Annotated in this window: 23 protein-coding genes and 1 other RNA gene; 4 read left to right on the top strand and 20 right to left on the bottom strand. The window is 39.6% G+C overall.

Annotated elements, in window-relative coordinates:
• Positions 1-6: 6 nt before the first annotated feature.
• Positions 7-2,388, bottom strand: a complete 2,382-nt coding sequence (locus NSR00_RS16030) for a 3-hydroxyacyl-CoA dehydrogenase/enoyl-CoA hydratase family protein (protein ID WP_327874020.1) — start codon at positions 2,386-2,388, stop codon at positions 7-9.
• 172 nt (positions 2,389-2,560) lie between these two features.
• Here NSR00_RS16030 and NSR00_RS16025 point away from each other — a divergent pair, with 172 nt between their 5' ends.
• Positions 2,561-2,824 (top strand): hypothetical protein, encoded by a 264-nt coding sequence (locus NSR00_RS16025; protein ID WP_198318588.1) that lies wholly within the window; start codon positions 2,561-2,563, stop codon positions 2,822-2,824.
• Positions 2,825-2,838: 14 nt separating this feature from the next.
• On the top strand, positions 2,839-3,189 hold the full coding sequence (locus NSR00_RS16020) for a spore coat protein (protein WP_063386942.1): 351 nt from the start codon (positions 2,839-2,841) through the stop codon (positions 3,187-3,189).
• A gap of 363 nt (positions 3,190-3,552) precedes the next feature.
• Here the strand turns inward: NSR00_RS16020 and NSR00_RS16015 are convergent, their stop codons facing one another.
• From NSR00_RS16015 to NSR00_RS15995, 5 genes are read right to left on the bottom strand one after another with little or no spacing between them, the layout of a single operon-like run.
• Complete coding sequence (locus NSR00_RS16015; protein WP_063386943.1) at positions 3,553-3,804, bottom strand: DUF2573 family protein; 252 nt, start codon at positions 3,802-3,804, stop codon at positions 3,553-3,555.
• Positions 3,805-3,819: 15 nt separating this feature from the next.
• Positions 3,820-4,584 carry an IucA/IucC family C-terminal-domain containing protein gene (locus NSR00_RS16010; RefSeq protein WP_082829501.1) on the bottom strand — a complete coding sequence of 255 codons (765 nt, stop codon included), beginning with the start codon at positions 4,582-4,584 and terminating at the stop codon, positions 3,820-3,822.
• A complete protein-coding gene (locus NSR00_RS16005) occupies positions 4,572-5,393 on the bottom strand; it encodes an ABC transporter ATP-binding protein (RefSeq protein WP_063386944.1) in 822 nt (273 codons plus the stop codon). Before NSR00_RS16005 ends, NSR00_RS16010 begins: the two co-directional genes overlap by 13 nt.
• Positions 5,394-5,404: 11 nt before the next feature.
• Positions 5,405-6,457 carry a FecCD family ABC transporter permease gene (locus tag NSR00_RS16000; protein WP_066249179.1) on the bottom strand — a complete coding sequence of 351 codons (1,053 nt, stop codon included), beginning with the start codon at positions 6,455-6,457 and terminating at the stop codon, positions 5,405-5,407.
• The gene (locus NSR00_RS15995; protein WP_339212233.1) at positions 6,454-7,455 is read right to left on the bottom strand and encodes a FecCD family ABC transporter permease; all 1,002 of its coding nucleotides are present in this window, start codon (positions 7,453-7,455) and stop codon (positions 6,454-6,456) included. The genes NSR00_RS16000 and NSR00_RS15995 overlap by 4 nt, the downstream gene beginning before the upstream one ends.
• A 161-nt stretch (positions 7,456-7,616) precedes the next feature.
• Here NSR00_RS15995 and NSR00_RS15990 point away from each other — a divergent pair, with 161 nt between their 5' ends.
• On the top strand, positions 7,617-8,609 hold the full coding sequence (locus NSR00_RS15990) for an ABC transporter substrate-binding protein (RefSeq protein ID WP_339212232.1): 993 nt from the start codon (positions 7,617-7,619) through the stop codon (positions 8,607-8,609).
• A 480-nt stretch (positions 8,610-9,089) separates the two neighbouring features.
• Here NSR00_RS15990 and NSR00_RS15985 read toward each other — a convergent pair whose 3' ends face one another.
• The 4 genes from NSR00_RS15985 to NSR00_RS15970 form a co-directional block, all read right to left on the bottom strand.
• Entirely contained in the window at positions 9,090-10,418 is a 1,329-nt protein-coding gene (locus NSR00_RS15985; protein WP_340789775.1) for a TrkH family potassium uptake protein, read from the bottom strand.
• An 80-nt stretch (positions 10,419-10,498) separates the two neighbouring features.
• Positions 10,499-11,260 (bottom strand): FixH family protein, encoded by a 762-nt coding sequence (locus NSR00_RS15980; protein WP_340789774.1) that lies wholly within the window; start codon positions 11,258-11,260, stop codon positions 10,499-10,501.
• 598 nt (positions 11,261-11,858) lie between these two features.
• Positions 11,859-13,238: a class II fumarate hydratase gene (gene fumC / locus NSR00_RS15975; RefSeq protein WP_130156803.1), complete on the bottom strand. Its 1,380-nt coding sequence runs from the start codon at positions 13,236-13,238 to the stop codon at positions 11,859-11,861.
• A gap of 143 nt (positions 13,239-13,381) precedes the next feature.
• Positions 13,382-13,699, bottom strand: a complete 318-nt coding sequence (locus tag NSR00_RS15970) for a MerR family transcriptional regulator (protein ID WP_063386951.1) — start codon at positions 13,697-13,699, stop codon at positions 13,382-13,384.
• A gap of 215 nt (positions 13,700-13,914) precedes the next feature.
• Between NSR00_RS15970 and purU the strand changes: the two genes are divergently transcribed.
• Entirely contained in the window at positions 13,915-14,814 is a 900-nt protein-coding gene (gene purU, locus NSR00_RS15965; RefSeq protein WP_063386952.1) for a formyltetrahydrofolate deformylase, read from the top strand.
• Between the two features lie 781 nt (positions 14,815-15,595).
• On the opposite strand, the gene ssrA is transcribed toward purU, so the two are convergent.
• The 10 genes from ssrA to NSR00_RS15915 all read right to left on the bottom strand — a co-directional run bounded on the left by ssrA (position 15,596) and on the right by NSR00_RS15915 (position 25,710).
• Positions 15,596-15,926, bottom strand: a transfer-messenger RNA (tmRNA) gene (gene ssrA, locus NSR00_RS15960).
• 109 nt (positions 15,927-16,035) lie between these two features.
• Entirely contained in the window at positions 16,036-16,509 is a 474-nt protein-coding gene (gene smpB, locus NSR00_RS15955; protein WP_063386953.1) for an SsrA-binding protein SmpB, read from the bottom strand.
• A gap of 134 nt (positions 16,510-16,643) precedes the next feature.
• Positions 16,644-18,926, bottom strand: coding sequence for a ribonuclease R (gene rnr, locus NSR00_RS15950; protein ID WP_340789884.1), 2,283 nt, complete (start codon positions 18,924-18,926; stop codon positions 16,644-16,646).
• A gap of 30 nt (positions 18,927-18,956) precedes the next feature.
• The gene (locus tag NSR00_RS15945) at positions 18,957-19,703 is read right to left on the bottom strand and encodes an alpha/beta hydrolase (RefSeq protein ID WP_340789772.1); all 747 of its coding nucleotides are present in this window, start codon (positions 19,701-19,703) and stop codon (positions 18,957-18,959) included.
• Positions 19,704-19,857: 154 nt separating this feature from the next.
• Positions 19,858-20,091, bottom strand: coding sequence for a preprotein translocase subunit SecG (gene secG, locus NSR00_RS15940; RefSeq protein ID WP_063386955.1), 234 nt, complete (start codon positions 20,089-20,091; stop codon positions 19,858-19,860).
• 40 nt (positions 20,092-20,131) lie between these two features.
• Positions 20,132-20,635 carry a YjdF family protein gene (locus NSR00_RS15935; protein WP_340789771.1) on the bottom strand — a complete coding sequence of 168 codons (504 nt, stop codon included), beginning with the start codon at positions 20,633-20,635 and terminating at the stop codon, positions 20,132-20,134.
• 254 nt (positions 20,636-20,889) lie between these two features.
• Positions 20,890-22,182 (bottom strand): phosphopyruvate hydratase, encoded by a 1,293-nt coding sequence (eno, locus tag NSR00_RS15930; RefSeq protein WP_130156821.1) that lies wholly within the window; start codon positions 22,180-22,182, stop codon positions 20,890-20,892.
• A gap of 19 nt (positions 22,183-22,201) precedes the next feature.
• Complete coding sequence (gene gpmI, locus NSR00_RS15925) at positions 22,202-23,737, bottom strand: 2,3-bisphosphoglycerate-independent phosphoglycerate mutase (protein WP_340789770.1); 1,536 nt, start codon at positions 23,735-23,737, stop codon at positions 22,202-22,204.
• Complete coding sequence (tpiA, locus tag NSR00_RS15920; RefSeq protein WP_340789769.1) at positions 23,730-24,491, bottom strand: triose-phosphate isomerase; 762 nt, start codon at positions 24,489-24,491, stop codon at positions 23,730-23,732. Before tpiA ends, gpmI begins: the two co-directional genes overlap by 8 nt.
• A gap of 34 nt (positions 24,492-24,525) precedes the next feature.
• Positions 24,526-25,710 (bottom strand): phosphoglycerate kinase, encoded by a 1,185-nt coding sequence (locus tag NSR00_RS15915; protein WP_130156827.1) that lies wholly within the window; start codon positions 25,708-25,710, stop codon positions 24,526-24,528.
• Between the last annotated feature and the right edge of the window lie 36 nt (positions 25,711-25,746).

Below are 25,746 nucleotides of genomic sequence, written 5' to 3'. Positions count from 1 at the left end.
TTTCTGTCAGTTGCGCAGCGGTTTTCCTTTTAACAGCATGTGCTGCATCCTGGCTTGTGTTTTCGGTTCACCTATTAAACTTAAAAATGCTTCCCGTTCCAAATCGAGCAAATATTGTTCATCTACCTTTGTCCTGTATGGAAGCTTGCCTCCCGCAATCACATAGGCTAATTTTTTAGCAATCTTTACATCGTGCTCCGAAGCGTATCCCGATAAATAAAGATTTTGTGCCCCTAATATCATGGCGGCATATCCGGTCTCGCCAACTACCGGAATTTTTTTGCGGACAGGAGGACGGTATCCGCTTTCATATAAAAACAGCGCTTTTTGCTTCGCATCATACAGCAGGTGATCTTTATTGATGGTTATGGCGTCTGTCGGTTGAAGAAACCCGTTTTGCTGCGCTTCCTGTGCGGATTTGGACACCTTAGCCATGGCGATCGTTTCAAATGTTTTATTTGCGACCTTTTGCAAATCAATTTCAATATCATTGCCGATTTGGTCAAGAATTTTTATATACAGTTCTTTGTTTCCTCCCCCGCCCGGGATCAGTCCAACACCTGTTTCAACTAGGCCAATGTAAGTTTCCATAGCTGCTTGAATGCTTGAGGCAGGCAAACATACTTCCGCGCCGCCTCCCAATGTCATATGAAAAGGGGCCGCTACAACCGGCTTCGGACTATATTTAATTTTCATCATCGCTTGCTGGAACTTTCTTATCATCAGCTCAATTTCAAAATAATTTTCATCCTGCGCCTCCATTAACATAAACGCAAGGTTTGCGCCTACACAAAAGTGTTTTCCTTCATTGCCGATGACTAGCCCTTTATAATTTTTATCAACTTCGTCGATGGCAAAATCGATCATTTGCACAATATCATAGCCGATCGCATTGTTTTTCGAATGAAACTCGAGCAGTGCGATATCATCGCCGATATCGATTAAGCTTGCCCCGTTATTTTCTTTAATGATTGATTTTCCATTTTTCAACGATTGCACATGAATTTGTTTCATATTTGTTTGCAGCAGTCTGTACTCACCCCGATGATAAAAATAAGTAGCGCCTTCGCTTTGCTTATAAAACGTTTCATTTCCATCCTTCAGCATTTGCTTGACCCATGCTGGCACTGTTCCGCCCTGCTGTTCAATGATTTCAACCGATCGTTTTATCCCGATTGCATCCCACATTTCAAACGGTCCAAGCTCCCAGCCAAATCCCCACTTCATCGCTTGGTCAATGTCAACGATCGTTTCGGCAATGCTGTCCAGCTGTTCTGCGGAATAAAGGAGCGTTGGAATAAGAATTTTCCAAATAAGAGTGCCTGCACGGTCGTTCGAATAAACAACTGCTTTTAACTTCTCCCCGGTGCCTTTTTCACGTCTCGCTATTTCGATAGAATCGGCACGAAGTTTTTTTCTATTTTCATATTCCATCGTATTTACATTTAATTCTAAAATTTCTTTGCCCGTTTTTTTGTAGAATCCTTGCCCGGCTTTTGATCCAATCCAGCCGTTTTCATGCATTTTCTTCATAAAATCCGGGACACGAAAAATTTCTTTTTCTTCGCCATCTACTCTTTCATATACGTTGTTTACGACATGAAAAAACGTGTCTAAACCGACTACATCAAGTGTGTGGAATGTGGCGCTTTTTGGTCTGCCGATCAAAGGCCCTGTCACGGAATCAACTTCTCCGACAGAATAATTCCCTTTCAGCATTTCACGTACGGTTACAAGAAAACCATATGTTCCAATGCGGTTGGCAATGAAATTCGGTGTATCCTTTGCGCAAACAACCCCTTTGCCAAGAACATCTTCACCAAATCTCTTCATAAATGCTACAACTTGTTCGTCAGTATCTTTTGTTGGAATAATTTCGAGCAGCTTCAAATAGCGTGGCGGGTTAAAAAAGTGAGTGCCTAAAAAATGTTTGCGGAAATCTTCTGAGCGGTTTTCTGACATCGAATGAACGGAAACTCCAGACGTGTTTGTGCTGATAATGCTGCCTGGCCGCCGCCATTTGTCCACTTTTTCAAAAACTTTCTGTTTAATATCGAGCCTTTCCACAACTGCTTCAATCACCCAATCAGCTTCAGCAATTTTCTCAATGTCATCATCAAAATTCCCGATCTCAATTCGCTCTATATTTTCTTTTGCAGTCAATGGAGCAGGGGTCTGCTTCTGCAGTCTTTGTACGGCCTTTTGAGCATAACGGTTTCGAACGATTGGATCTTTCAGCGTCAATCCTTGCTGTTTTTCTTCTGCCGTTAGTTCTGTCGGTACAATATCCAGGAGTAATACATGAATCCCGACATTCGCTAAATGTGCTGCAATTTGGGATCCCATCACTCCTGATCCGAGTACTGCAGCTTTTTTTATTTGACGCACAATTTCAAATCCCCTTTCATTTGAATGAACATTCATTCATTTTTTTCTGTTTTACTAAAGTATAAAATATTTAAAATTTTTGTTCAATATTCCTGTTAAAAAATTTTTGCATAACTCTTTAAAAATTGTGGGATATTAAATTTGTACATTTTTGAAAAAGGGGGCTTTTATGATGAATCAAATGCCAACCAATATGCAAAATATGCAGCAAAATCAAGTTTATAACGAACCGCCGCAAATTATTTCTGTAAAAGATCAACTATATTTAACAGATATGATGTCATGGAATTTAATTGCGATGAAAAAAGCACATTTTTTTGCTTCACAATGCCAAATTCCTGAAATTAAAGCTGAGTTGGAAAAGGTAGGAGAAATGCATCATCGCCACTATCAGCAGATATTAAATCAATTAAATGGCAATCCACAAATGCAGTAGAAAGGAGATTTATTATGCAAGCCCAGCAATCAAACAACACGAAAATCAGCAATCCGGAAACAACAGTTCAAAAAAGCCCGCAAATGAACGACCGCGACTTTATAAATGACTTGCTTGCAACTGAAAAATATATGACACAAGGTTATAGCACAGCTTTGAATGAGCTTAGCCACACCGTTTTATACGAAAATATTCAAATGATTTGCGACGAAACGCAAAAATGCCAGCGGCAGTTATTTAATGTCATGTTTAAAAATGGATGGTATTCCCTTGAGGCGTGCGACAACCAAAAAATACAACAAAGCTATCAGCAATATGCTAATTATTTGCAGCAGCAATCTCCTTACAATCAAAACATTCAATAAAAATGAACTTAAAAGTGTCTGACCCCATTCGAGCAGACAGCAAATAAAGAGTTAAAGCAGCCTTATTCCGGTAAACAAGCGGAGTAAGGTTTTATTTCTTTTACGGGACGGAAATGTTATTCCCAATCGATTGCTGAATAGGCGATCGAATGCTCATTCTGTTCTATATGATCACTATTTATCTGCTGTTTTTAAAGTAAGAAGCATTTTGCTTTAGCACAAAAAATTTTTAACCTTTATCAGCATTCCATTGTTTCGTCCAACGTCAATGCTATGAAACCTTAAAGTTATTTTGAATGATACTATTCTGTCCGCATAAAAAATCCCCCTGCTGCTTATAAGGAGGACAACTTCAAATTTAGATCAACGTTTTTTATTATTTCTATGCTGTTCATTTAATTCTTTTATTTCATTAATAATAGCTTTCATTTGTTCTTTTGCTTCTGGAAATTTTTCATTCCAATGTTTCACTAGCGGCGGCATCGATTTTGCCATGTACGTATACAACACCCAAATTTTCACTTTTTCTTTTAATTCAGGAGACGATTTTCCAAGCAAGAGTTCGGTATACTTTTCAACAAGCGCATCAATCTGAGCTTGAAACTGGTTATCCATTTTTAATCTCTCCAATTACTTTTTTATTGTACATTCACTAACATTCGGGCATGTTCTGCATTTTTTCCCTTCATCGTCTGTCAAATAAAACAGGCAGCATGTTTTTCTTTTTCGAATATAATCATCATATTGATCAGAATATGTCTTAGGACCAAAAAATTTTTTTAAAGGGTTCCGATTAAAATCCCCAAACAATTCACCTTTTGCTTCCTTCACGCAATAAATAAAATCTTCTTTTATTTTTTCATGTTTATCTTCATGCTGCTTTTCATTGAGCAATGTTTCATACATCCAAAATATATAGATCGCAACATTTTCCCAAAGAATCCATTTTGAAATTTTTGCCTCTGTTGAGACAACCTGTAAAAGACGGGTGATGTTTTCTTTAAATAATAAGGTTAACATTTCATCCCGCCATTTTTTTCTTTCTTGGGGAGCGATTGTGACTTCGTTCGATTTGAAATAAAAGCCCGGCAGCCAAAGCGGATCTTCGTCATCAGTGATCAGGACAAGATTTTTTATATCCACTTTTAAAGCTTTATCAAACATTGTCATGGTATAAAGAGCTAAAGCGGCTAAAAAAGCATATCTTTTAATAAACATTGACCCGGCTACATAAAGAGGTGCATTAAATTTAGGCTGAATATTTTTTAAAAACAGCTGCAGTTTTTCCGGTTTTAGCAGTTCCTCCATGTCAATTGATGAATCGGTTGCACGTTTTGCTTCTGAATATCGAAATTTTGACAGCACCTTTATTTCATCGAACGTCAACTTTCCCATGCCTGCATCCCTACTTTATTAATATTTCTCCCTTTTCCGAACGGAATACATAGCGGTGTTCCAAAAATCGGATCGCGAATAATTTTGCAATCCATTTCAAAAACATCTTTGACCAGTTGTACATTCATTACATCTTCCGGTTTTCCTTGTTTATAAATGTTTTTATCCTTTAATACGACGATATGATGAGCATAACGGCAGGCTAAATTTAAATCGTGAAGAACCATGATGATCGTTCTTTTCTCTTTCATATTCAATTCAAATAATAAATCTAGTATTTCAATTTGATGTGTTATATCTAAATAAGTTGTTGGCTCGTCGAAAAGAATAATATCTGTATTTTGCGCCAAAGTCATGGCGATCCATGCACGCTGTTTTTGTCCTCCTGATAAAGAGTCCACTGTTCGTTCTGCCAATTCACTCATTCTAGTTGCTTCAAGCGCTCGAAAAACTAATTCTTCATCTTCCTTGGACCATTGGTTCAGCCAATTTTGATAAGGATACCGTCCTTGTTTGACAAGCTGCAAAACAGTTAATCCTTCTGGGGCTTCAGGCCCTTGCGGAAGTATAGCCAGTTTTTTTGCCACTTCCTTTGTCGGTAGCTCGGCAATGTCCTTTCCTTCCAAGAGTACTGAACCGCCTGCTGGCTTTAAAATTCTTGCCAAAGATTTTAATAAGGTCGACTTTCCGCAACCGTTGCTTCCAATTAATACAGTAATTTCTCCCGTTGGAATAGTAAGATTAAGATCTTCAATAATCATATTCTGTCCATAAGCAAAAGTTAACTCATGAGTATACAATCTATGCATGCCATCACCTCCTAAATATTTCTGTGCTTCATTAACAAGTAAATAAAATAAGGAGCCCCGATCGCTGAAGTAAACACACCAGCTGGAATTTCATGCGGCAAAAAGATTGTTTTTCCCAATAAATCAGAAAGCATAACAATGAGTGCCCCGACAAAGGCTGAAATCGGCAGCATCAAACCAAAGCTTGAACCGACAAGCTTTCTTGCAATGTGAGGAGCAATAAGACCTACAAACCCTATCCCTCCTCCAAAAGCGACAGCAACAGCAGTCAAAGCGGTTCCTAGAAATAAGAGGAAAAAGCGGGTTAATTGTACCCGGTTTCCCATACCGATTGCGATCTCATCGCCAAAACTTTGAATATTGATCGTTCTTACAGTAACAACCGTTATCAAGAGAAGAATGATAGTTGCTGGAAACAAAATCTTTACTTGAGACCAGTTTGCTGCATAAACTGAGCCGGTTATCCAAATATTTGCTTGGGATGCTTGGTAAATAGGCCCTTTTATCATTAACAAAGTCGTTAATGCTTTAGTTAAAAAGGAGATTCCAATGCCGACCAACACAAGCCTGATGGCAGTCACACCGTTTTTCCACGACAATAAATAAACACAAATGCCTGTAACGGCTGCTCCTATGAAAGCTGCCAAAGGCATCCAATGAATGCTTACAGTTAAAGAATGATTCTTATCGGAAAACAGCATTAAAAATAGTACAACCGCTGCCGAAGCACCGCCGGTAATTCCGATAATGTCAGGGGATGCTAAAGGGTTCCGAACTAAATTTTGCAAAATTCCGCCCGCAACAGCCAAACACATGCCGACCAAAAGGGAAATAAGAATTCTCGGAAGCCTAAATTGTTTAATAACAAGCTCGTTCGTTCCATCCCCTATTCCAAAAATTGTTTGAAAAACTTGGACAGGGCTGATCATCACTTCGCCTACACTTGCACTGACAAGGATTACGAAAAACGCCGCAAGAAAGAAAACGAACGTAAGTAAAAAGGCTTTTTTATCAATTAAAAATGAAATGACATTTCCGATCCGAAGCGAAACATATTTTTTCATGATGCACGAACCCCCTTCCTTGCAATATAAACAAAAAATGGGGTTCCAATTATCGCCGTCATGACCCCTACAGGGACTTCTTCAGGCATGACAATGAAACGGGCGCCAATATCTGCTGCAACTAGCAAAATCCCACCAAATACTGCACAGAACGGCAAAATCCATCTGTAATCATTTCCGGCCACATACTTTGCAATATGGGGCACGACTACGCCGATGAATGCAATAGGACCAGCCGCCGCAACTGCACCGCCCGCAAAAAATATGACAGCACAGGCTGCAAAAAACTTCACTGTTCCTACTTTTAGTCCTAAACTTTTCGCCACTTCTTCTCCCATTACTAAGACGTTTAATTTAGAGGCGATAATTGTACAAATAACTAATCCAATCAAAATATATGGAAGAACAGCTGTCATTACCTCCATTTTGCGGCCTTGCACAGATCCTGCAAGCCAAAATAATACTTGATCCAACGCTGCTTCATTTAAAACTAACAAACCTTGCGTAAGGGAAGAAAAAAGTGCCGCAACGGCCGCTCCTGCCAAAGTAAGCTTTACAGGCGTCAATCCATCACTGCCCAATGAGCTGATCATGTACACAAGCATGGCAGCAAAAGCTGCGCCTGCAAAAGCAATCCAAGTAAACGCTTGTAAGCTGTTTACAGAAAATAAGGAAAAAGCTAGAACAATAAAAAATCCTGCACCGGCATTGATGCCAAAAACGCTTGGCGATGCAAGAGGATTTTTCGTAATAGCTTGCATCAATGCACCGGATAAAGCAAGACAAGCGCCGACTACACTCGCTATTACGGATCGAGGAAGTCGAACATTTTGTATAATAATATGTTCATTGGAACCATTAAAATGAAAAAAAGCATCCCATGCCATCTTCCAGCTTGTATCCGTATATCCATATACAATACTTGCACACATGCTGAATAATAGAAGCAAAAAGGAAAGAAAAAGTAAGATTGCTTTACGATTACTAGATAATGACAACTTCACGTCTCTCCTAACAAGTCGAACTTCTGAACCAATTGTACCAAATCATTTTGAATGTGAAAATCATTTTCAATTAATTATTGACTTTTTATTTCTCACTGATTACTATTATTAAGGAATTGAAAATCATTTTCAACTACATTTTAGGGGGGTACATAATGAAAAAAACATCAAAGTTGTTATTTTCCATCGTTGCCATACTCATGCTGGCAGTAATTGCTGCTTGCGGCAACGGGGACAGTAAAGAAGCTTCAAAAGAAAATAAAGAAAGCTCAACTGAAAGTCAATCATACAAAGTTGAGCATGCAATGGGAACAGCTGAAATTCCAAAAAAACCTGAACGTGTCGTCGTATTAACGAATGAAGGAACTGAAGCGCTTTTAGCAATGGGATTAAAACCAGTCGGAGCCGTTCAATCTTGGCTTGGCGATCCTTGGTACGATCATATTAAAGATGAAATGAAAGACGTTGAAGTCGTTGGTACAGAAAGTGAAGTCAATGTTGAAAAAATTGCAGCTCTTCAGCCTGACTTGATTATAGGCAATAAGCTTCGCCAAGAAGCAATCTACGACAAGCTCAATCAAATAGCGCCAACAGTTTTTTCGGAAACATTAAGAGGCGACTGGCAGGAAAACTTTAAGCTATATGCAAAAGCCATCAATCGTGAAGAAGAAGGACAGAAAGTATTAGATGATTTTAATAATCATGTAGAAGAAGTAAAACAAAAATTAGGAGATCAAGTGAATCAAGAAGTTTCAGTTGTTCGTTTCATGGCTGGTGTAACGAGAATATATTGGAAAGATTCATTTTCTGGTGTGATTTTCGATCAAATTGGATTTAAACGTCCTGCTCAGCAAGAAAAATTGTTTACAGATGCAAATAAATTAGGAGATTTAGCAGTTGAAGTCGGAAAAGAACAAATTCCGGAAATGGACGGTGACATCATCTTCTATTTCACCTATGCACCGCAAGGAGATAAAGAAGCTTTGCAAGCAGAAAAAGAGTGGACAAACGATCCACTTTGGAAAAACTTAAATGCTGTTAAAAACGGAAAAGCTTACAAAGTTGACGACGCTATTTGGAACACAGCCGGCGGTGTGCTTGCTGCAAACCATATGCTGGACGACTTAGAAAAATTGTTAACTCAATAAAATTGAGATGGTCGAAAAGATAATTTTTTCTTACCTTGAAAATCAGCAATATGAATAAAGCCAAAGCAACCTTACTTCAATTTTCATTGGAGTAAGGTTGTTCAGCTTTTATGGCATTTTTGTTTCGTTTAACTGCATTTTCGCTTTATCTTGGGTTATAAGATCATGATGTTAGAGTGAGATGCAATGGACCAATCTTAATTCATTCGTAAACGGAATTAATTTTCGTATCCACAATCATTTCGTTTAACATTCTTTGTCATTCGTCTCTTCTGGCTTAAAACGATTAACCTATTTCATGTAACATAGAACGTTCTAAATTTAAAAAGAAGCTTTTGAATCAATTCCTCATTTTAAATTTTAGCCTCCAGTTTTATGAACTCCCTCAAAACTCTGTAGTTTCAAAATACTGCCTCGGTTGTATCTATATATTCCATCAAGGAATATCTATTTCTGCAAAGCTTGCACAAACACCCTTTGTCATCCTGTAAGAACATCTTCGCTTGGGTAACGAATCTTTTGTTGTTCTTTTGACGATAATATAAAAAGCAACGTGAGAGAGCCGACCTTTCCTAAGAACATCATAAAAATAATGATGATTTTTCCGATAAACGTCAATGAACCGGTTATTCCTGCCGATAAGCCTGTCGTTCCGAAGGCGGAAACAACTTCAAATAAGATATGCAAAAACGGCTGTCTTTCCGTAATATTTAAAATTAAAACAGCTACAATAATAAATACGATACTTGACATTGTAACTGCCAGAGCCCTTATAACAGTGCTTGCTCCAATCGAACGCTTCAACAAATTAATTTCTGTCCTCCCTTTTAAAAAAGCGAGAACGGAAAAAATGATCACAATCGCTGTCGATAATTTAATTCCCCCGCCCGTAGAGGCGCTTCCGGCTCCAATGAACATGAGGAGAGAAATGAAAAATAACGACGAATCTTCCATGGCGCCTATGTCGATCGAGTTAAATCCTGCTGTACGAGGTGACACCGCCTGAAAATAGGCGGCTAAAATTTTTTCTCCCCATGTCAAAGGCTCCAATGTTTTCGGATTGTGAAATTCAATTAATAAAATAAATACTGTCGCTGCCGCGTTGACAATGAGCGTTCCGATGATCATGATCTTCGTGTGCAAAGATAATTTTTTAAAAGATTTTTTTGTCCAAATGTCCACTAATACTGGAAAACCGATACCTCCTAAAATAAATAAAAACGATATTACTAAAATGACCACCGGATCCCCAACAAATTGCATTAAGTTATCCTTCCATAAGGCAAATCCAGCATTGTTATAAGCAGAAATGGCATGAAAAAAGCTGTAAAATAATCCTTTTTCCCAGCCAAATTGCGGAACCCATTTTATCGATAGAATAAGCATCGCAACAAATTCAATTAAAAATGAAAAAATAAACAAATATTTTACAAGCCTTATTACTCCGCCAATTGACGTTTGGTTCAATTGATACTGTATAAGAATACGCTCTTTTATGCCGATTTTTTTCCCAAGCACCATAATAATTAGCACTGCAAAGGACATGATCCCTAAACCGCCTATCTGTATAAGAAAAGCAATCACAAGTTGGCCAAATGGTGTAAAAACTGTGCCTGGATCAACGGTAACGAGACCGGTGACTGTCATTGCACTGGTGGCTGTAAAAAGAGCATCAATCCAGCTTATCGGTTCCTTTGTCGAAAATGGCAGCTTTAAAAAAAATGTTCCAATGACAATTGAGAATAGAAACACAACAACAAGCAATTGGGGGGGACTTAATTGAATCTTTCCTCCGTTCTTCTTCTCCATATCTATGCACCTTTTTTAGAGACTAAATTATGCAACAATTCCTTCTTAAATTCTTTCCTACAAAAAACAATATCCGTTCTTTATTTTTGAACCGTTACCTTCTTCGTGACATGCTCATGTAGTCCTTCATCATTGTTGACATGAACTTGGATTTGATAAGTTCCTGAGGAAGAAAATGTATATTTCGCTTCATATGTACCTTTCTCGTCTCCTGCAGCATCTACCCAATCATGCTTTTCAGAACCGTCCTTCCAAATTTCATAACGGACGTTTGCATTTAACAACGGAGCGTTTTCTGCTTGAATTTTTGTTTGAATCAATGTTTCCGCATTCGCCTTTACATTTGTCGGCAGCTCCAATTGGATGTCTACAGATTCTTGAGAATGTTCATGAGTATGATTTGCGGTTTCTTCGTTTTCGCCCGTTGAAGCTCCACCTTTATGTAGTTCACCAATCACAATTTGTTTTTTGGGCATATTATGCTGATTTTTCGCCGTAACGTGTGATTGAACAAAAAAAACTCCATTTTCATCAAATGTGTGTTCAATCGTATATTGGCCGTCTTTTTCATGTTTTGCTTCTATCATTTTACTTTCTTCTTTTTCTCCTTCTTTCCATATTTCAAATTTTACTTCATCAGCATCTTCAACCGCTTCTCCTCCGTAGCTCACTTCAGCAGTCAACGAAATTTTTTCATGTATATTCGCATGGTCCGGCACTTTCAAATTGACTTCGAGCGGATGAACTTCGGTACTTTCTCCGCTGTTCTCTTGTTTCGTTTCATTTTGACCGCAAGCTGCAAGAAGGAAAACGGCGGCAAGCAATATAATGATTTTTTTCACAATAAATCTCCTTTCTTCAATAAAAATTAATTGAGAACTATTAAATAAAGAATAAATTTAATACATACATATTGCAACATTGCAAAGGTGAATATTTTGTGTAGGATTCATGAAATTTTCATGTGGAAGAATACTGGGTTTTGCACCTGGCAGCATTGAATATAAAAAAGAAAACCGGACGCACAAATTGATCATATCCCGATCAAATAGACAGTATAAAAAAATACCCCCCTTCTTCAGCGGCTTACAGAATAGTTGTATAAGGAATCACTGTCAAGAAAATCACTTAACAGAACTCTCCCCATACAACTCAGTAGGTCTGTACGCTGAAGAAAGAAGCACTGTCTTCGAAGATATTTTTTAACTGCTAAGAGTTTAAACTCAAATGATAGTTTATGAACTTTTGTCCTTTTCTTGCCATAAAAAATCACCTCTTAAAGCAGTGTTGACCAAATAGGGATTTTTCAACATCTACTTTAAGGGGTGCAGTTCATAGACAGTATAGGTTTTTTTCTTTCTATCTAGACAAGAGGGATCGTATCAAGTAGTGAGTATCGGTATATATTTTCATCTCCCAGCAAAAATTCAATGTTTTCTGTTACACCATTTTCTCCGGCTGGACAATGCGGTCAAATTCTTCGGCTGACAGAAGGTTCAGTTGAACAGCTGCCTCCTTTAAAGTCAATCGTTTTTCATATGCAAGCTTTGCAATTTTCGCTGCATTTTCGTATCCAATATGAGGATTTAAAGCAGTTACGAGCATGAGCGAGTCTTGTACATATTTATCAATCACTTCTTTGTTTGCTTCAATTCCCACAGCACAGCGGTCGTTGAAGGAAATTATACTATCCGATAAAAGCCGGATCGATTGTAAAAAGTTATAAATAATAACCGGTTTGAAAACATTTAATTCAAAATTTCCTTGGCTTGCGGCAAAACCGATCGCTGCATCATTTCCCATGACTTGGACTGCTACCATCGTTAATGCTTCGCTTTGCGTCGGATTCACTTTTCCCGGCATAATGGAGCTTCCGGGCTCATTTGCTGGTATCGTGATCTCGCCAATTCCGCATCTTGGACCGCTTGCCAGCCATCTAACATCATTTGCAATTTTCATAAGATCAGCTGCCAAGGCTTTTAGCGCTCCGTGTGCATGAACGATTTCATCATGGCTAGTTAGCGCATGGAATTTGTTTTCAGAGGAACGGAATGATTCATTCGTTTGCTTGCTTATTTCATCTGCTACAAGCTGTCCAAACTGAGGATCCGTATTAATTCCTGTTCCGACTGCTGTTCCGCCGATCGCCAAATCTCTCAAGTTATCCATTGCTTCGACAATCATTTTTCTGCTTTTTCTCAGCATATGTACCCATCCGCTGATTTCCTGTCCAAGCGTGAGCGGTGTTGCATCCTGCAAGTGGGTGCGGCCAATTTTCACAAGATTCTCAAACTGCTTAGATTTCTTATCGAGCGTCTCTGTCAACAAATCAATTGCCGGCAACAGCTTGTTTTTTATCGCTATGACACCAGCAATATGCATTGCTGTAGGGAATGTGTCGTTTGAGCTTTGTCCCATATTCACATCATCATTTGGATGAATTTTTAATGATTCAAACCCATTTTCTTTCAAGTATTCATTTCCTTTAAACGAAATCACTTCATTGACATTCATGTTCGACTGCGTTCCGCTTCCGGTTTGCCATACTACGAGCGGGAAATGCTCATCAAGCTTCCCTTCTATAATTTCATCGCAAACATGAACGATCGCATCTTTTTTCTCTTTTGGCAGCTTTCCTAATTTTTCATTAACGATCGCTGCACCTCTTTTTAAAATGGCAAATGCACGAATGACTTCAATCGGCATCGTTTCAGTACCGATTTTAAAATTGTTTCTGCTCCGTTCCGTCTGTGCACCCCAGTAGCGGTCTTTGGGAACTTTTACTTCTCCCAGCGTATCTCTTTCTATACGATAGTCCATTTTCTTCTTCCTCCTTTTTAAATAATCATCTATTTTAAATATACCTCTAATATTTTGTTAAAAGCAAAAAAACTCTGATAATTTTTTATAAAAATGAAGAACTTTTTTAAATCATAAAAAAAAGCGGTTTTAACCGCCCTGAACTATTGTTTTCTTATTTTGAAGTGTGCATTCAGCTGGCCTTGAATCATTTTTTTCTTATCTTCGAGCATTTTATCTCTTTCTTTTTTCAGCATTTCTTTTCTAATTTCAAACGTTTGAACGCCGTCTTCGATTTTATCTGCAATTTCCATTAATGTTTCAATATCTGAAAAGGAATATTTTCTCGTTCCTTGTTTCGTTCTTTCGGGAAAAATTAATTTTCTTTCTTCATAATATCGTATTTTTCTTGGTGATAGCCCTGTTAGTTCACTAACGATACCGATCGTAATGACTTTTTTATCCTTATATGATTCTGACATTGTTATACCTCCTTTTATAACGTTATTACGTTAAAATTTATAACATTTTCAGCCATTAACTTTATTATACAATTTTTTTTCGTATTTTTTAATTTTTATTGTGAGATTTTCTTACATTGAATACTTATAAATATTTTTTTCCTTGTTCAAATTGACAAGAAAGCAAACTATTAGTATCCTTTGTACAGATCACATTTGGGTTGGAGGAAAGGTTTATGTTACATACGAAACAAACGAATCTTGAATCTTTTTTACATCAATATAAAGATCGCGCACGTCTTCTTATTACATGCAACGACCAGCCAGGAATTGTTGCAAAAATTTCTAAAGTTTTATATGAACACGGCGCCAATATCGTCCAATCAGATCAATATTCAACAGATCCTTCAGGCGGCACTTTTTTTATGCGCGTTGAATTTGAATTACCGGATATAGAACGTAAAAAAGGCGAGCTTGAAAAAGACTTTGAGCCGATCGGAAAAGAATTGCAAATGAAATGGCAATTTTCATATATGAACCAATTAAAGCGAATGGCGATTTTCGTATCGAAACAAGATCATTGCCTGCTCGATCTTCTTTGGCGTTATCAATCAGGCGATTTTTTTTGCGAAATACCTTTGGTAATCAGCAACCATCCAGATTTGCGTGAACCAGTTGAATCGCTTGGAATTCCGTATTATTACATACCGGTCAATAAAGACAATAAGCCGGAAGCGGAAAAGCAGCAGCTTGAACTGTTGAAGAAATATAATATTGATTTCGTCGTTCTCGCCCGTTATATGCAAATTTTATCTCCAGATTTCATCAAGCATTACCGGCATCGAATTATTAACATCCATCATTCGTTCTTGCCTGCATTTGTCGGTGCAAGACCGTATGAGCGCGCATATGAACGCGGAGTCAAAATTATTGGAGCCACTTCCCATTATGTGACGGAAGATTTGGACGAAGGACCAATTATTGAACAAGGGGTTAAAGAGGTCAGCCATCGGTACAATGTTGAAGATTTAAAAAGGGTCGGAAGAACGATTGAACGCGACGTTCTCGCCCGCGCTGTACAATTGCATTTGGAAGACCGCATCATTGTTCACGGAAACAAAACGATTGTCTTTTAATCAAAAAGCGCACTTGCTTTTCACAGCATGTGCGCTTTTTTTCAATAAGAGCTCTATTGATAAATTCAATTAACAAGGATGTGGCAAAAAAGAAAATGATCGTATACTTAAATACAAAAAATGCGGGATCATTTTTGAAAAAATATTTTGTTTTTATCATTCGTTTTCTATTGCTCTATACGGTATTTCAAATACTATCGGGTACTGTTTTAACTGCTTTTTACACGCCAGATTTTTCTGCCAAAACGGGCAGTCTTAGTCAAGAGGTAGTGTTCGGCGAGCCTTCTTCCATACCATTGCTTATATCATTGCTTATTGCTAACAGCCTATTTTCTCGCTCAAAAAGTATTGAAAGCTGCAAAATAATAAGAAAAAAAGGGCCTCAGCTTTGAACTGAAGCCCTTTCCTTTAGGCAGAGCATGTAAATAAAAGAAACCGGCATGTTTGCCGATTTCTTTTATTTCATTGTTAATTTTATAAAAATCACGGGAAACATCTTTCTATAATGGAGACGGTGGGACGTGCTGATCCATGCTTTCGCAATGGCACTGACTATATCTTGAACCTAAACAGGTCCTCCGGCGTGTTATGCGAAATTTAGATTTGCCGTACGGCAGAATTTCGCATCCTAGTACTACCTTGAAGGCAGCCTATGAGTCGATACACGGCTGTTGGATTGCTCCACATACCGCTCGGTGTTGCCATATCGCAGAAACGACTTAGGTTTCACCGATTAAGCCGGATTTTCACTTGTGTGTTGCCACACAAGGCGACTATTTCCTAATCGAACCCACGTCCAGAGATATCGCCACTTAAGCATCTACGAGCGTATCCGACATATTTAACATTTCACTGTTCCTTAGCCTGTCGGCAGGCATCCGGACAGCTAGTCTGATTCGTCTCTTCCCTCTTCCTCAGACGGCGGAATCGGGCGTAGCCCACTTAAGTTGAACCCCTTTTCCTCCACATGGGCGATGGAAGAAAGGAGCCTTTAGCATTAAGCAGCTAAAGCGTAGTTGTTTTGTTTGCCAGTTATCTTTAGGCGACGTTGATGACGGAGACGATCCCTCCGGCTCGCAGCTTAAGCTCGATCTATCCCTGTCGAATCCAAAACGTCCCCGTTTTATTCGAGCTAGTGCTTGAGAAATATATTCAACTGGCAACGACATATATTATTATAACAAAAACAATATATTTTTCAATTGTCATTTATTGTTATCATTAATAGATCCCTTTTTGTTTTTGTTGAAATGCCCGTTCAATTTCTCTTTTCGCTTCTTTTCGTTTTAAATCCTCCCGCTTATCGTATTTCTTTTTCCCTTTTCCTAGCCCGATAAGCACTTTCGCAAATCCATTTTTAATGTAAAGCTTCAGCGGAACTAATGAATAACCCTGTTCTTTTGTGGCCCCGATCAGCTTATTGATTTCTCTTCGGTGCAAAAGAAGCTTTCTCGTTCTTAACGGCTCATGGTTGTATCGATTTCCCTGCTCATACGGGCTGATATGCATGTTATGAAGAAAAACTTCCCCTTTTTCCACTCTTGCGAACGCATCTTTTAAATTGGCGCGGCCGGCGCGAATCGATTTAATTTCCGTTCCCTGGAGGACGATCCCAGCTTCATACGTTTCTTCAATAAAATAGTCGTGGTGCGCCTTTTTATTTTGGGCAATCAGTTTCCCTTCTCCCTTTGACATTCTCTGTCACCCTTTCGTGAAAATTAGGGGTAAAGATAATTATAGCAAATGAACATTTTCGCCTCAATCAAGATTCTTTCTAAATGAAATTTTGCTGTTTCAATGAGTTTGTTTTTTAGACATCTGGCCTCGCTTTAACGCTTTTTCTTCTTCCGCTTCTTTTTCGATACGTTTTTATAAAACTTTTTCTTTTTTGATTTCGGCGGTCTCGTTGACCATTCTTCCTCTTCTTCCTGATGTTTGCTCTTAATCACCTTCACCGTTTCAGGCCGTGTTGATTTTTTTCGTTTTTTTCTCATACCGACAATTTCAAAATCGATGGATCGTTCCTCTTTATCAACATTCACAACGCGGACGGTAATTTCATCGCCGATACGGTAAACATTTCCCGTTCTTTCGCCGATCATCGCATAATGACGTTCATCATAATGGTAGTAATCATCCGTCATATAGCTTACATGAACGAGACCTTCAACAGTATTCGGGAGCTCGACAAACATGCCGAAGTTTGTGACAGAACTGATGATTCCATCAAATTCTTCCCCAATCTTATCCAGCATAAATTCTGCTTTTTTCAAATCATCCGTTTCACGCTCCGCATCAACAGCCCGCCGTTCCATATTAGAAGAATGTTCTGCAATTTCCGGCAAAATTGATGCCCATTTCACCTGTGTCTTTTCGTCTATTTTCCCTTCAAGCAAATATTTGCGAATGAGTCGATGAACTATCAAATCAGGATAACGGCGAATCGGGGAAGTAAAATGGGTGTAAAATTCGGTCGACAATCCGAAATGCCCGACGCTTTCCGGATGATATTTCGCTTGCTTCATAGACCGAAGCATGACAGTTGAAATCACCATTTCTTCAGGTTTTCCCCGTACTTCATCTAAAATTTGCTGCAAAGCGCGCGGATGAATATTGTTTCCTGTTCCCTTCACGACATAACCGAAATTTGTAATAAATTCCAAGAAACGTCTTAGTTTTTCCTCATTCGGTTTTTCGTGAATTCGATATAAAAACGGTACATTTAACCAGTGAAAATGTTCTGCTACTGTTTCATTTGCAAGCAGCATAAATTCTTCAATTAACCGTTCCGCTACAGATCGTTCCCGAATAATGACATCATACGGTTTGCCTTTCTCATCCACCAAAACTTTCGCTTCCTTAAAATCAAAATCGATCGCTCCGCGCAGCATTCTTTTTTTCCGTAAAATCGACGCAAGCTCAGCCATATCCTCCAGCATGGGGACAATTTCTTGATATTTTTCCCGAAGCTGTTCATCCTTTTCAATCAAAATTTTATTGACATTTGAATAAGTCATCCGCTCAGCGGAGCGAATAATACTTTGAAAAATATCATGCTGAACTACGTTCCCATATTCATCCACAATCATTTCGCACGATAATGTCAGACGATCCACCTTCGGATTCAGTGAACAAATTCCGTTTGATAAGCGATGCGGTATCATCGGAATGACGCGATCAACTAAATATACGCTTGTCCCGCGTGCAAATGCCTCTCTGTCAATCGGAGTTCCTTCTTTTACATAATAACTGACATCTGCGATATGCACGCCAAGCTTATAGCAGCCGTTATTTAACTTTGTTACTGTTACGGCATCATCCAAATCTTTTGCATCTTCACCATCAATAGTAATGATTAATTCGTTGCGAAGATCTCGTCTGTTCTTGATTTCCTCGCTCTTAATCTCATCAGGTGTTTCGTTTGCTTGCTTTAATACATCCTCCGGAAAGCTCAATGGCAGCTGATGCTTATGAATGATTGATAAAATATCGACGCCAGGATCATTTTTATGGCCTAAAATTTGTACGACTTCTCCTTCTGCACTCATTCGTCCTTCAGGATATGACGTGAGTCGGACAATTACTTTATGACCTTCAACCGCCCCATTTGATGCATTTTTCGGAATAAAAATGTCGTTGACAATCTTTTTGTCGTCAGGTATGACAAATCCGAAGTTTTTGCTTTCCGTATATGTTCCGACAATTTCCGTTATTCCTCTTTCCAAAATGCGTATGACCGTGCCTTCCTGTCTCGCTCCGCTTGTTTTCGGGCTTAGCCGCACAAGAACTTTGTCTCCATGCATCGCATGATTCAGCTCGCCGGGCGGAATGAACACGTCATCAAAACCTGGTTCATCCGGTTCAACGAAAGCAAATCCGCGGGCATGTCCGACCAGTGTTCCGCGGATCAAATTCATTTTTTCTGGAACACCGTATCGATTTGCTCTCGTTCGCACAATGAGGCCTTTTTCTTCCATCTTATTTAAAGTAATAATCAGCTTTTTAAATTCGTCTGCGTCCTCTAGCTGAAAAGCTTCTTCTAATTCCTCCACAGTCAAAGGTTTATAAGCCTCTTCCTTCATAAAAGAAAGAAGCCTTTCAGCTAATTGCATATCGGGTTCTGCCAATACGATAACCTCCTTTTACTCCTGCCAATCAAGGCTCTCCAAAAATTCATAGACGTCCTGATGCAGTTCATCTCGCTGCTTGCCAAGCGTAATAACATGCGACGATTCTTCATACCATTTGATTTTTTTTATATTTGAGCTTACTTCGTTATAAATAATATTTGCACTATCCGGATTGATCATTTCATCGTGGCGCGCCTGAACCACAAATGTCGGGGCATAAATCATATCGACATTTTCTCTCACATCAGAAATCAAACGCTGCAGAGCTTTCAACGTTTTCATTGGTGTTTTTTGAAACTCTTCCATTTCCGCCTCAATCTGTTCTTCCGGCTTTCCTTCAAATTGTTTATATTTGCGGGCATATTTTAAAATCCCTTTATACATCGTTTCTTCGCTTTTAATATACATCGGGGCGCACATTGGAATAATTCCTTTTACAGGTACAGTGTATCCCAGTTTTAAAGAAAAAACTCCTCCAAGAGACAAACCGGCAACTGCAATTTCTTTAAAACCTAAGTCTTTCAGATGTTCGTAGCCGCCCATCACATCTTGCCACCAGTCATCGGGACCGGTATGAACCAATTCTTCCGGAGGAACCCCATGGCCTTTATATTGAGGGGCATGACAAGTATACCCTTTATCTTGCAAAAAACGCCCAAGCATCCGCACATCTGCTGAATTTCCAGTAAAGCCGTGAAGCAGCAGTACAGCACGATTCCCACCTTCAAACGTAAAAGGTTTCGGCGGTAAAACTTTCATTTTAAAATCTCCTTCTCTTTTTAAATTCTTTATTTTTTACAACGAACTGTAGTATGAAAAAAGTTTAAATTCCATTATATACCAAAAACATTATTCATTCAACTGCTTTAATTTCCCATAGAAAAAAGGCCTGTTTGACAGACCTTTCTAGCTATTATAATCCAAACCATGAAACAGCAATTGCTAAAACAAAAAATAACACAGAAAGAACGATTGTAATACGATGTAAGATTAAATCTATTCCACGCGCTTTTTGCTTCCCAAAAAGCTGTTCAGCACCGCCGGAAATGGCTCCAGATAATCCAGCACTTTTTCCAGACTGCAGTATCACCACAGCGATCAGCGCAATAGATACAATTGCTAATAGTATGACAAGCAGAGTATGCATGTCCACTCCACCTCCTAAAAAAACGCACATTACAATAGTTTTAATGTATCATAAATTGGCTCATTACACAATAGCGTATCCATTCAGAAAATACGAAAGCGGATGTCTTGAAGCAAGTCATCCAACTCTGTATTACCTTCCACGATGTTTTGCCTTCGCTTTTAAACGCTTTAACTCTCTTTTTCGCTTGATGAGAGCTTCGCGAAAGCTCCTTGCGCAAAACTTTTCTCTCTTTTTTACGATGCTCCAATTCTAGCTGAAGAGCTGTTTGTGCATATGTGGAAAGCGGCCTTGTTTTCATTTCCTTTGCAGCTTCACGCTGCAGTCGCTTCGGATTTTTGCGCTTTTTCATTTCAAGCGGCACAGCGGTTGTTGTGCGGCACTTGTGCAGTATCGATAGCATCGGGCCATTCGCAAATGCCAAAACTTCATCATCTTTTGGCTCTGGACGAAATACGTAGCGAACCGCTTTTAAAGCTTCACCTTCCTTTTGCTCAACCACACCGATCCAGAATTGTCCATCGTAAAAAAAAGTCAACTTCATGAAAGGGCCCTCCTTGTAAAACGTAACGACAGCGATGGACATCCCAAGGAGGGGAAGGATACTGACACTCTTTCGGAGTGCGCCCGGACTACCAACCGGGACTGTGTTTTTATGCTGTCTATGTTTTTATTATATGTTTGTTTATTGGCAATAAGAAAATATTTACACATCGTCTAGGCTATGATTTTGTGTGCTTTGAGCTTAATTAAAAAGGTCTAACCAAATAACTCGGTTAGACCTTTTCATAGATAGTGTTATTTTTTCAAGTTATAGAAAGATTTAATTCCTTGGTAAATTGCAGTATCGCCAAGTTGATCTTCGATGCGAAGCAATTGATTGTATTTCGCAACGCGGTCCGTGCGGGAAGGTGCGCCTGTTTTAATTTGGCCTGCGTTTGTTGCCACAGCAATGTCTGCAATGGTGCTGTCTTCCGTCTCGCCTGAGCGATGGGAGATGACCGCTGTATAGCCGGCGCGTTTTGCCATTTCGATCGCATCAAACGTTTCTGTTAACGTTCCGATTTGGTTAACTTTAATCAGAATAGAGTTGCCGACTCCTTTTTCAATGCCTTCCGCTAATTTTTTTGTATTTGTTACAAATAAATCGTCTCCGACAAGCTGAACTTTTCCGCCTAAACGTTCTGTTAACAGTTTATGGCCTTCCCAGTCGTTCTCATCAAGTCCGTCTTCAATCGAAATGATCGGATATTTGGAGACAAGCTCTTCATACCATTGCACCATTTCTTCCGACGTTTTTACAACGCCTTCTCCTTCTAGGTGGTACTTGCCGTCTTCTTTATTAAACAGTTCAGAAGAAGCAACATCCATCGCAAGCTTAACTTGTTCGCCAGGTTTGTAGCCGGCTTTTTCAATTGCTTCGATAATAGTTTGCAAAGCTTCTTCATTTGATTGTAAATTTGGAGCGAATCCGCCTTCATCACCAACAGCTGTATTATATCCTTTTCCTTTTAATACAGATTTTAATGAATGGAAAATTTCCGCTCCCATCCGCAGTGCTTCCCGGAAGCTTTCTGCGCCGACCGGCATAATCATGAATTCTTGAATATCAACATTGTTGTCTGCATGAGCGCCGCCGTTTAAAATGTTCATCATCGGCACAGGAAGAGTTTTCGCATTGAAGCCGCCGAGATATTGATACAGCGGAACACCTAAATAATCAGCTGCAGCACGAGCAACGGCCATAGAAACACCTAAAATTGCGTTTGCTCCCAGCTTTCCTTTATTTTCTGTTCCGTCAAGTTCAATTAATAGTTGATCGATGGCATTTTGTTCCGTCACATCAAAGCCTAACAGTTCTGGGGCAATAATTTCGTTCACGTTTTTAACTGCTGTTAAAACCCCTTTTCCAAGGTAGCGTTCTTTATCACCGTCACGCAATTCAACAGCCTCGTACTCACCTGTGGATGCACCGCTAGGTACAAGCGCCCGTCCAAATGCACCTGATTCTGTATACACCTCTACTTCAACTGTCGGATTTCCTCTTGAATCAAGCACTTCACGTGCATAAACATCAGTAATAGCTGGCATATTGCTTCATCTCCTTTATTTATGATTTAATAAGACTTTTCCCTGTCATTTCTTTCGGTTTTTCCAGCCCGAGCAGCTCGAGCATCGTTGGTGCCAAATCGCCTAAAATTCCGTCTTCTCTCAATTCGATTCCTTTTTTCGTTATAATAACCGGCACTGGATTTGTCGTATGTGCGGTTTGCGGTTTTCCGTCAAGTGTGACGACTTCGTCCGCATTTCCGTGGTCAGCAGTTATAATAGCTGTTCCGCCTTTTTCGAGAATCAAATCCACCACTTTTCCGAGACATTCATCAACCGCTTCGACTGCCTTTATCGTTGGCTCAAGTTTGCCGGAGTGGCCGACCATGTCCGGATTAGCAAAATTCAATATGATCGCATCATGCTTGTCAGCCTCAATTTCTTTTAAAAGCGCCTCAGTTACTTCATATGCGCTCATTTCCGGTTTTAAATCATACGTGGCTACCTTCGGTGAATTAATTAAAATCCGTTCTTCGCCAGGAAACTTCTCTTCCCGGCCTCCGCTCATAAAGAACGTAACATGCGGATATTTTTCTGTTTCTGCTATGCGCAGCTGCCTCAATCCGGCTTGGGAAATGACTTCACCAATTGTGTTGTCCAAGTTAACCGGCTTGAAGGCAACATATCCATTCACCGTTTCGCTAAAATGGGTCAAGCAAACGAAGAATAAACGTTTTGGATGTTTCGGTCCCCTATCAAAGGAACGGAAATCTTCATTTGTGAATGTATTCGAAATTTGAATGGCGCGATCCGGACGGAAATTATAGAAAATGACCGCGTCATCATCTTGAATCGTTGCAACAGGACTGCCGTCTTCTTTTGTCATAACAGAAGGGATGACAAACTCATCATAAATCCCGTGTGCATAAGAATCTTCAATACATTCGTATGCGTTTTTGTAAGCTGGCCCTTCACCATACACCATCGCTCTGTATGCTTTTTCTACTCGATCCCATCTTTTATCTCTGTCCATCGAGTAATAGCGGCCTGAAATCGTTGCGATCTGTCCTACTCCGTATTCATTGATCTTTTCATTCAGCTCATCAATATATTGCTTCGCCGTTTGCGGACCAACATCGCGTCCGTCCAAAAATCCATGAATGAACACATTTTTCACTTGCTGATCTTTCGCCAATTTTAACAAGGCGAATAAGTGGTTAATGTGGCTGTGAACGCCGCCATCCGATAATAAGCCGAAAATGTGAAGGTTCGTTCCTTTTTCTTTCACGTGGTTCATAGCTGAAAGAAATGTTTCATTTTCAAAAAATTCGCCTTCACGAATCGCTATGTTAACGCGTGTTAAACTTTGGTATACAATTCTGCCTGCACCGATGTTTAAATGTCCAACTTCAGAATTTCCCATTTGACCTTCCGGCAAGCCGACAGCTTCTCCACATGCTTTTAACGTTGCATGCGGGTATGTATTCCAAAATCGATCAAAATTCAGCTTGTTCGCTTGAGCCACAGCATTTCCTTTCACTTCGTCACGCAGAGCAAAACCGTCTAATATAATTAATGCTACTGGTTTTTTACTCATTTTGGCCTTCCTCCAATAGCTGCAAGAAAGAGCGTGGTTCCAGGCTTGCGCCTCCGACTAATGCTCCGTCAATTTCCGGCTGGTTTAGAAAATCTTTAATATTTTCCGGTTTAACACTGCCGCCATATTGAATGCGAACTTTGTTTGCAACATCATCGGAATAAATATCGGCAATTACACCCCGAATATGGGCACATACTTCATTGGCATCCTCCGGAGAAGACGATTTTCCTGTGCCAATCGCCCAAATCGGCTCATAAGCAATCACGATGCTTTTCACAGCCGACGCATCGACTCCAGCCAACGCTTTTTTGACTTGATCGCCAACAATTTCATTCGTTTTTCCAGCTTCACGCTCAGCTAATGATTCGCCTACACATACGATCGGAGTTAATTTGTGTTTGAAAGCAGCCAACACTTTTTTATTCACGGTTTCGTCTGTTTCGGCAAACATTTCCCGGCGTTCGGAGTGTCCAATGATCACATAATCAACACCGATATCCGCCAATGCAACAGGGCTGATTTCCCCTGTATAAGCTCCGCTTTCTTCAAAATGCATATTTTGAGCGCCAATTTTTAGTTCAGAGCCTTCAGCCAATTCCACAAGCTGACCTAAAAATAAGCCAGGTGCACATATAACGGAATCAACTTTATCCTGTGGGGGAACGAGTGATTTAACTTCCTTTACAAAGCTTTTTGCTTCTTCCAACGTCTTATGCATTTTCCAATTCCCTGCAATAATCGGCTTTCTCATCTTTACACCTTCCTTTTTACGGAAATGGTTGTGGTTATTTGTCTTCCAATATTTGAACTCCCGGAAGTTTCTTTCCTTCCATGAACTCTAAAGATGCTCCGCCTCCGGTTGAGATGTGGTTCATTTTATCCGCAAGGCCGAATTTTTCTACTGCTGCTGCTGAATCACCGCCGCCGATGACCGTATAAGTATGTTCTGCTTTCGCCAAGCTTTCCGCTACAGCTTTTGTTCCCTTTGCAAAAGCATCCATTTCAAAAACGCCCATCGGTCCGTTCCAAACAACAAGCTTTGATTGTTGAATGACATCCGCATAAATTTCAGCCGTTTTAGGTCCAATGTCAAGTGCTTCCCAATCAGCCGGAATGCTGTCAATATCCACTACTTTTGTATTGGCATCATTTGAAAAATCATCTGCTACCACAACATCTACAGGCATATAAAAGCGAACGCCCTTTTCTTTGGCACGTTCCATAAACGATTTTGCCAGTTCTATTTTATCTTCTTCAAGCAAAGACTTGCCGATTTCGTGACCCAGCGCTTTTACAAACGTATAAGCAAGTCCTCCGCCGATAATCAAATTATCTACACGTTCCAATAAATTTTCGATAACTCCGATTTTATCTTTTACTTTTGCACCCCCGATAATCGCTGTAAATGGGCGGTCAGGATTATCAAGCGCTTTAGATAAAACATTGATTTCTTTTTCCATTAAAAATCCTGCAACAGATGGTAAATATTCCGCAATGCCTGCGGTGGATGCATGTGCGCGGTGAGCGGCGCCAAAGGCATCGTTAACATATAGATCCGCCAATTCAGCAAAAGCTTTAGCAAGCTCAGGATCATTCTTTTCTTCGCCAGGATAAAAGCGTACATTTTCCAGAACGAGAATGTCGCCATTGTTTAACTTGTCTACTTCCGCTTTTACAGCCGCACCGTAAGCTTCATCTACTTTGACCACCTTTTTGCCTAACAGTTCTTCTAAACGCTTCGCTACAGGCGTCAATCGAAGCTCTTCCACAACCTGTCCTTTTGGTCTGCCAAGGTGGCTGGCAAGCAATACTTTCGCTCCTTGATCTGCCAAGTATTGGATCGTTGGGAGTGCAGCTCGAATGCGTGTATCATCGGTTATTTTGCCATCCTGCATCGGTACATTAAAGTCAACTCGGCAAAATACCGTTTTCCCTTTCACATCGACATCTTTTATCGTTTTTTTGTTCATGGCTCAAGCTCCTCCTTCACAATAACGATCAGGAAA

Origin of the sequence: Aeribacillus sp. FSL K6-8394, from assembly GCF_038008865.1 — a bacterium.
Classification (GTDB): domain Bacteria; phylum Bacillota; class Bacilli; order Bacillales; family Aeribacillaceae; genus Aeribacillus; species Aeribacillus composti.
The sequence above is the reverse complement of the archived record's forward strand: the minus strand, read 5'-3'. Positions and strand labels throughout refer to the sequence as shown.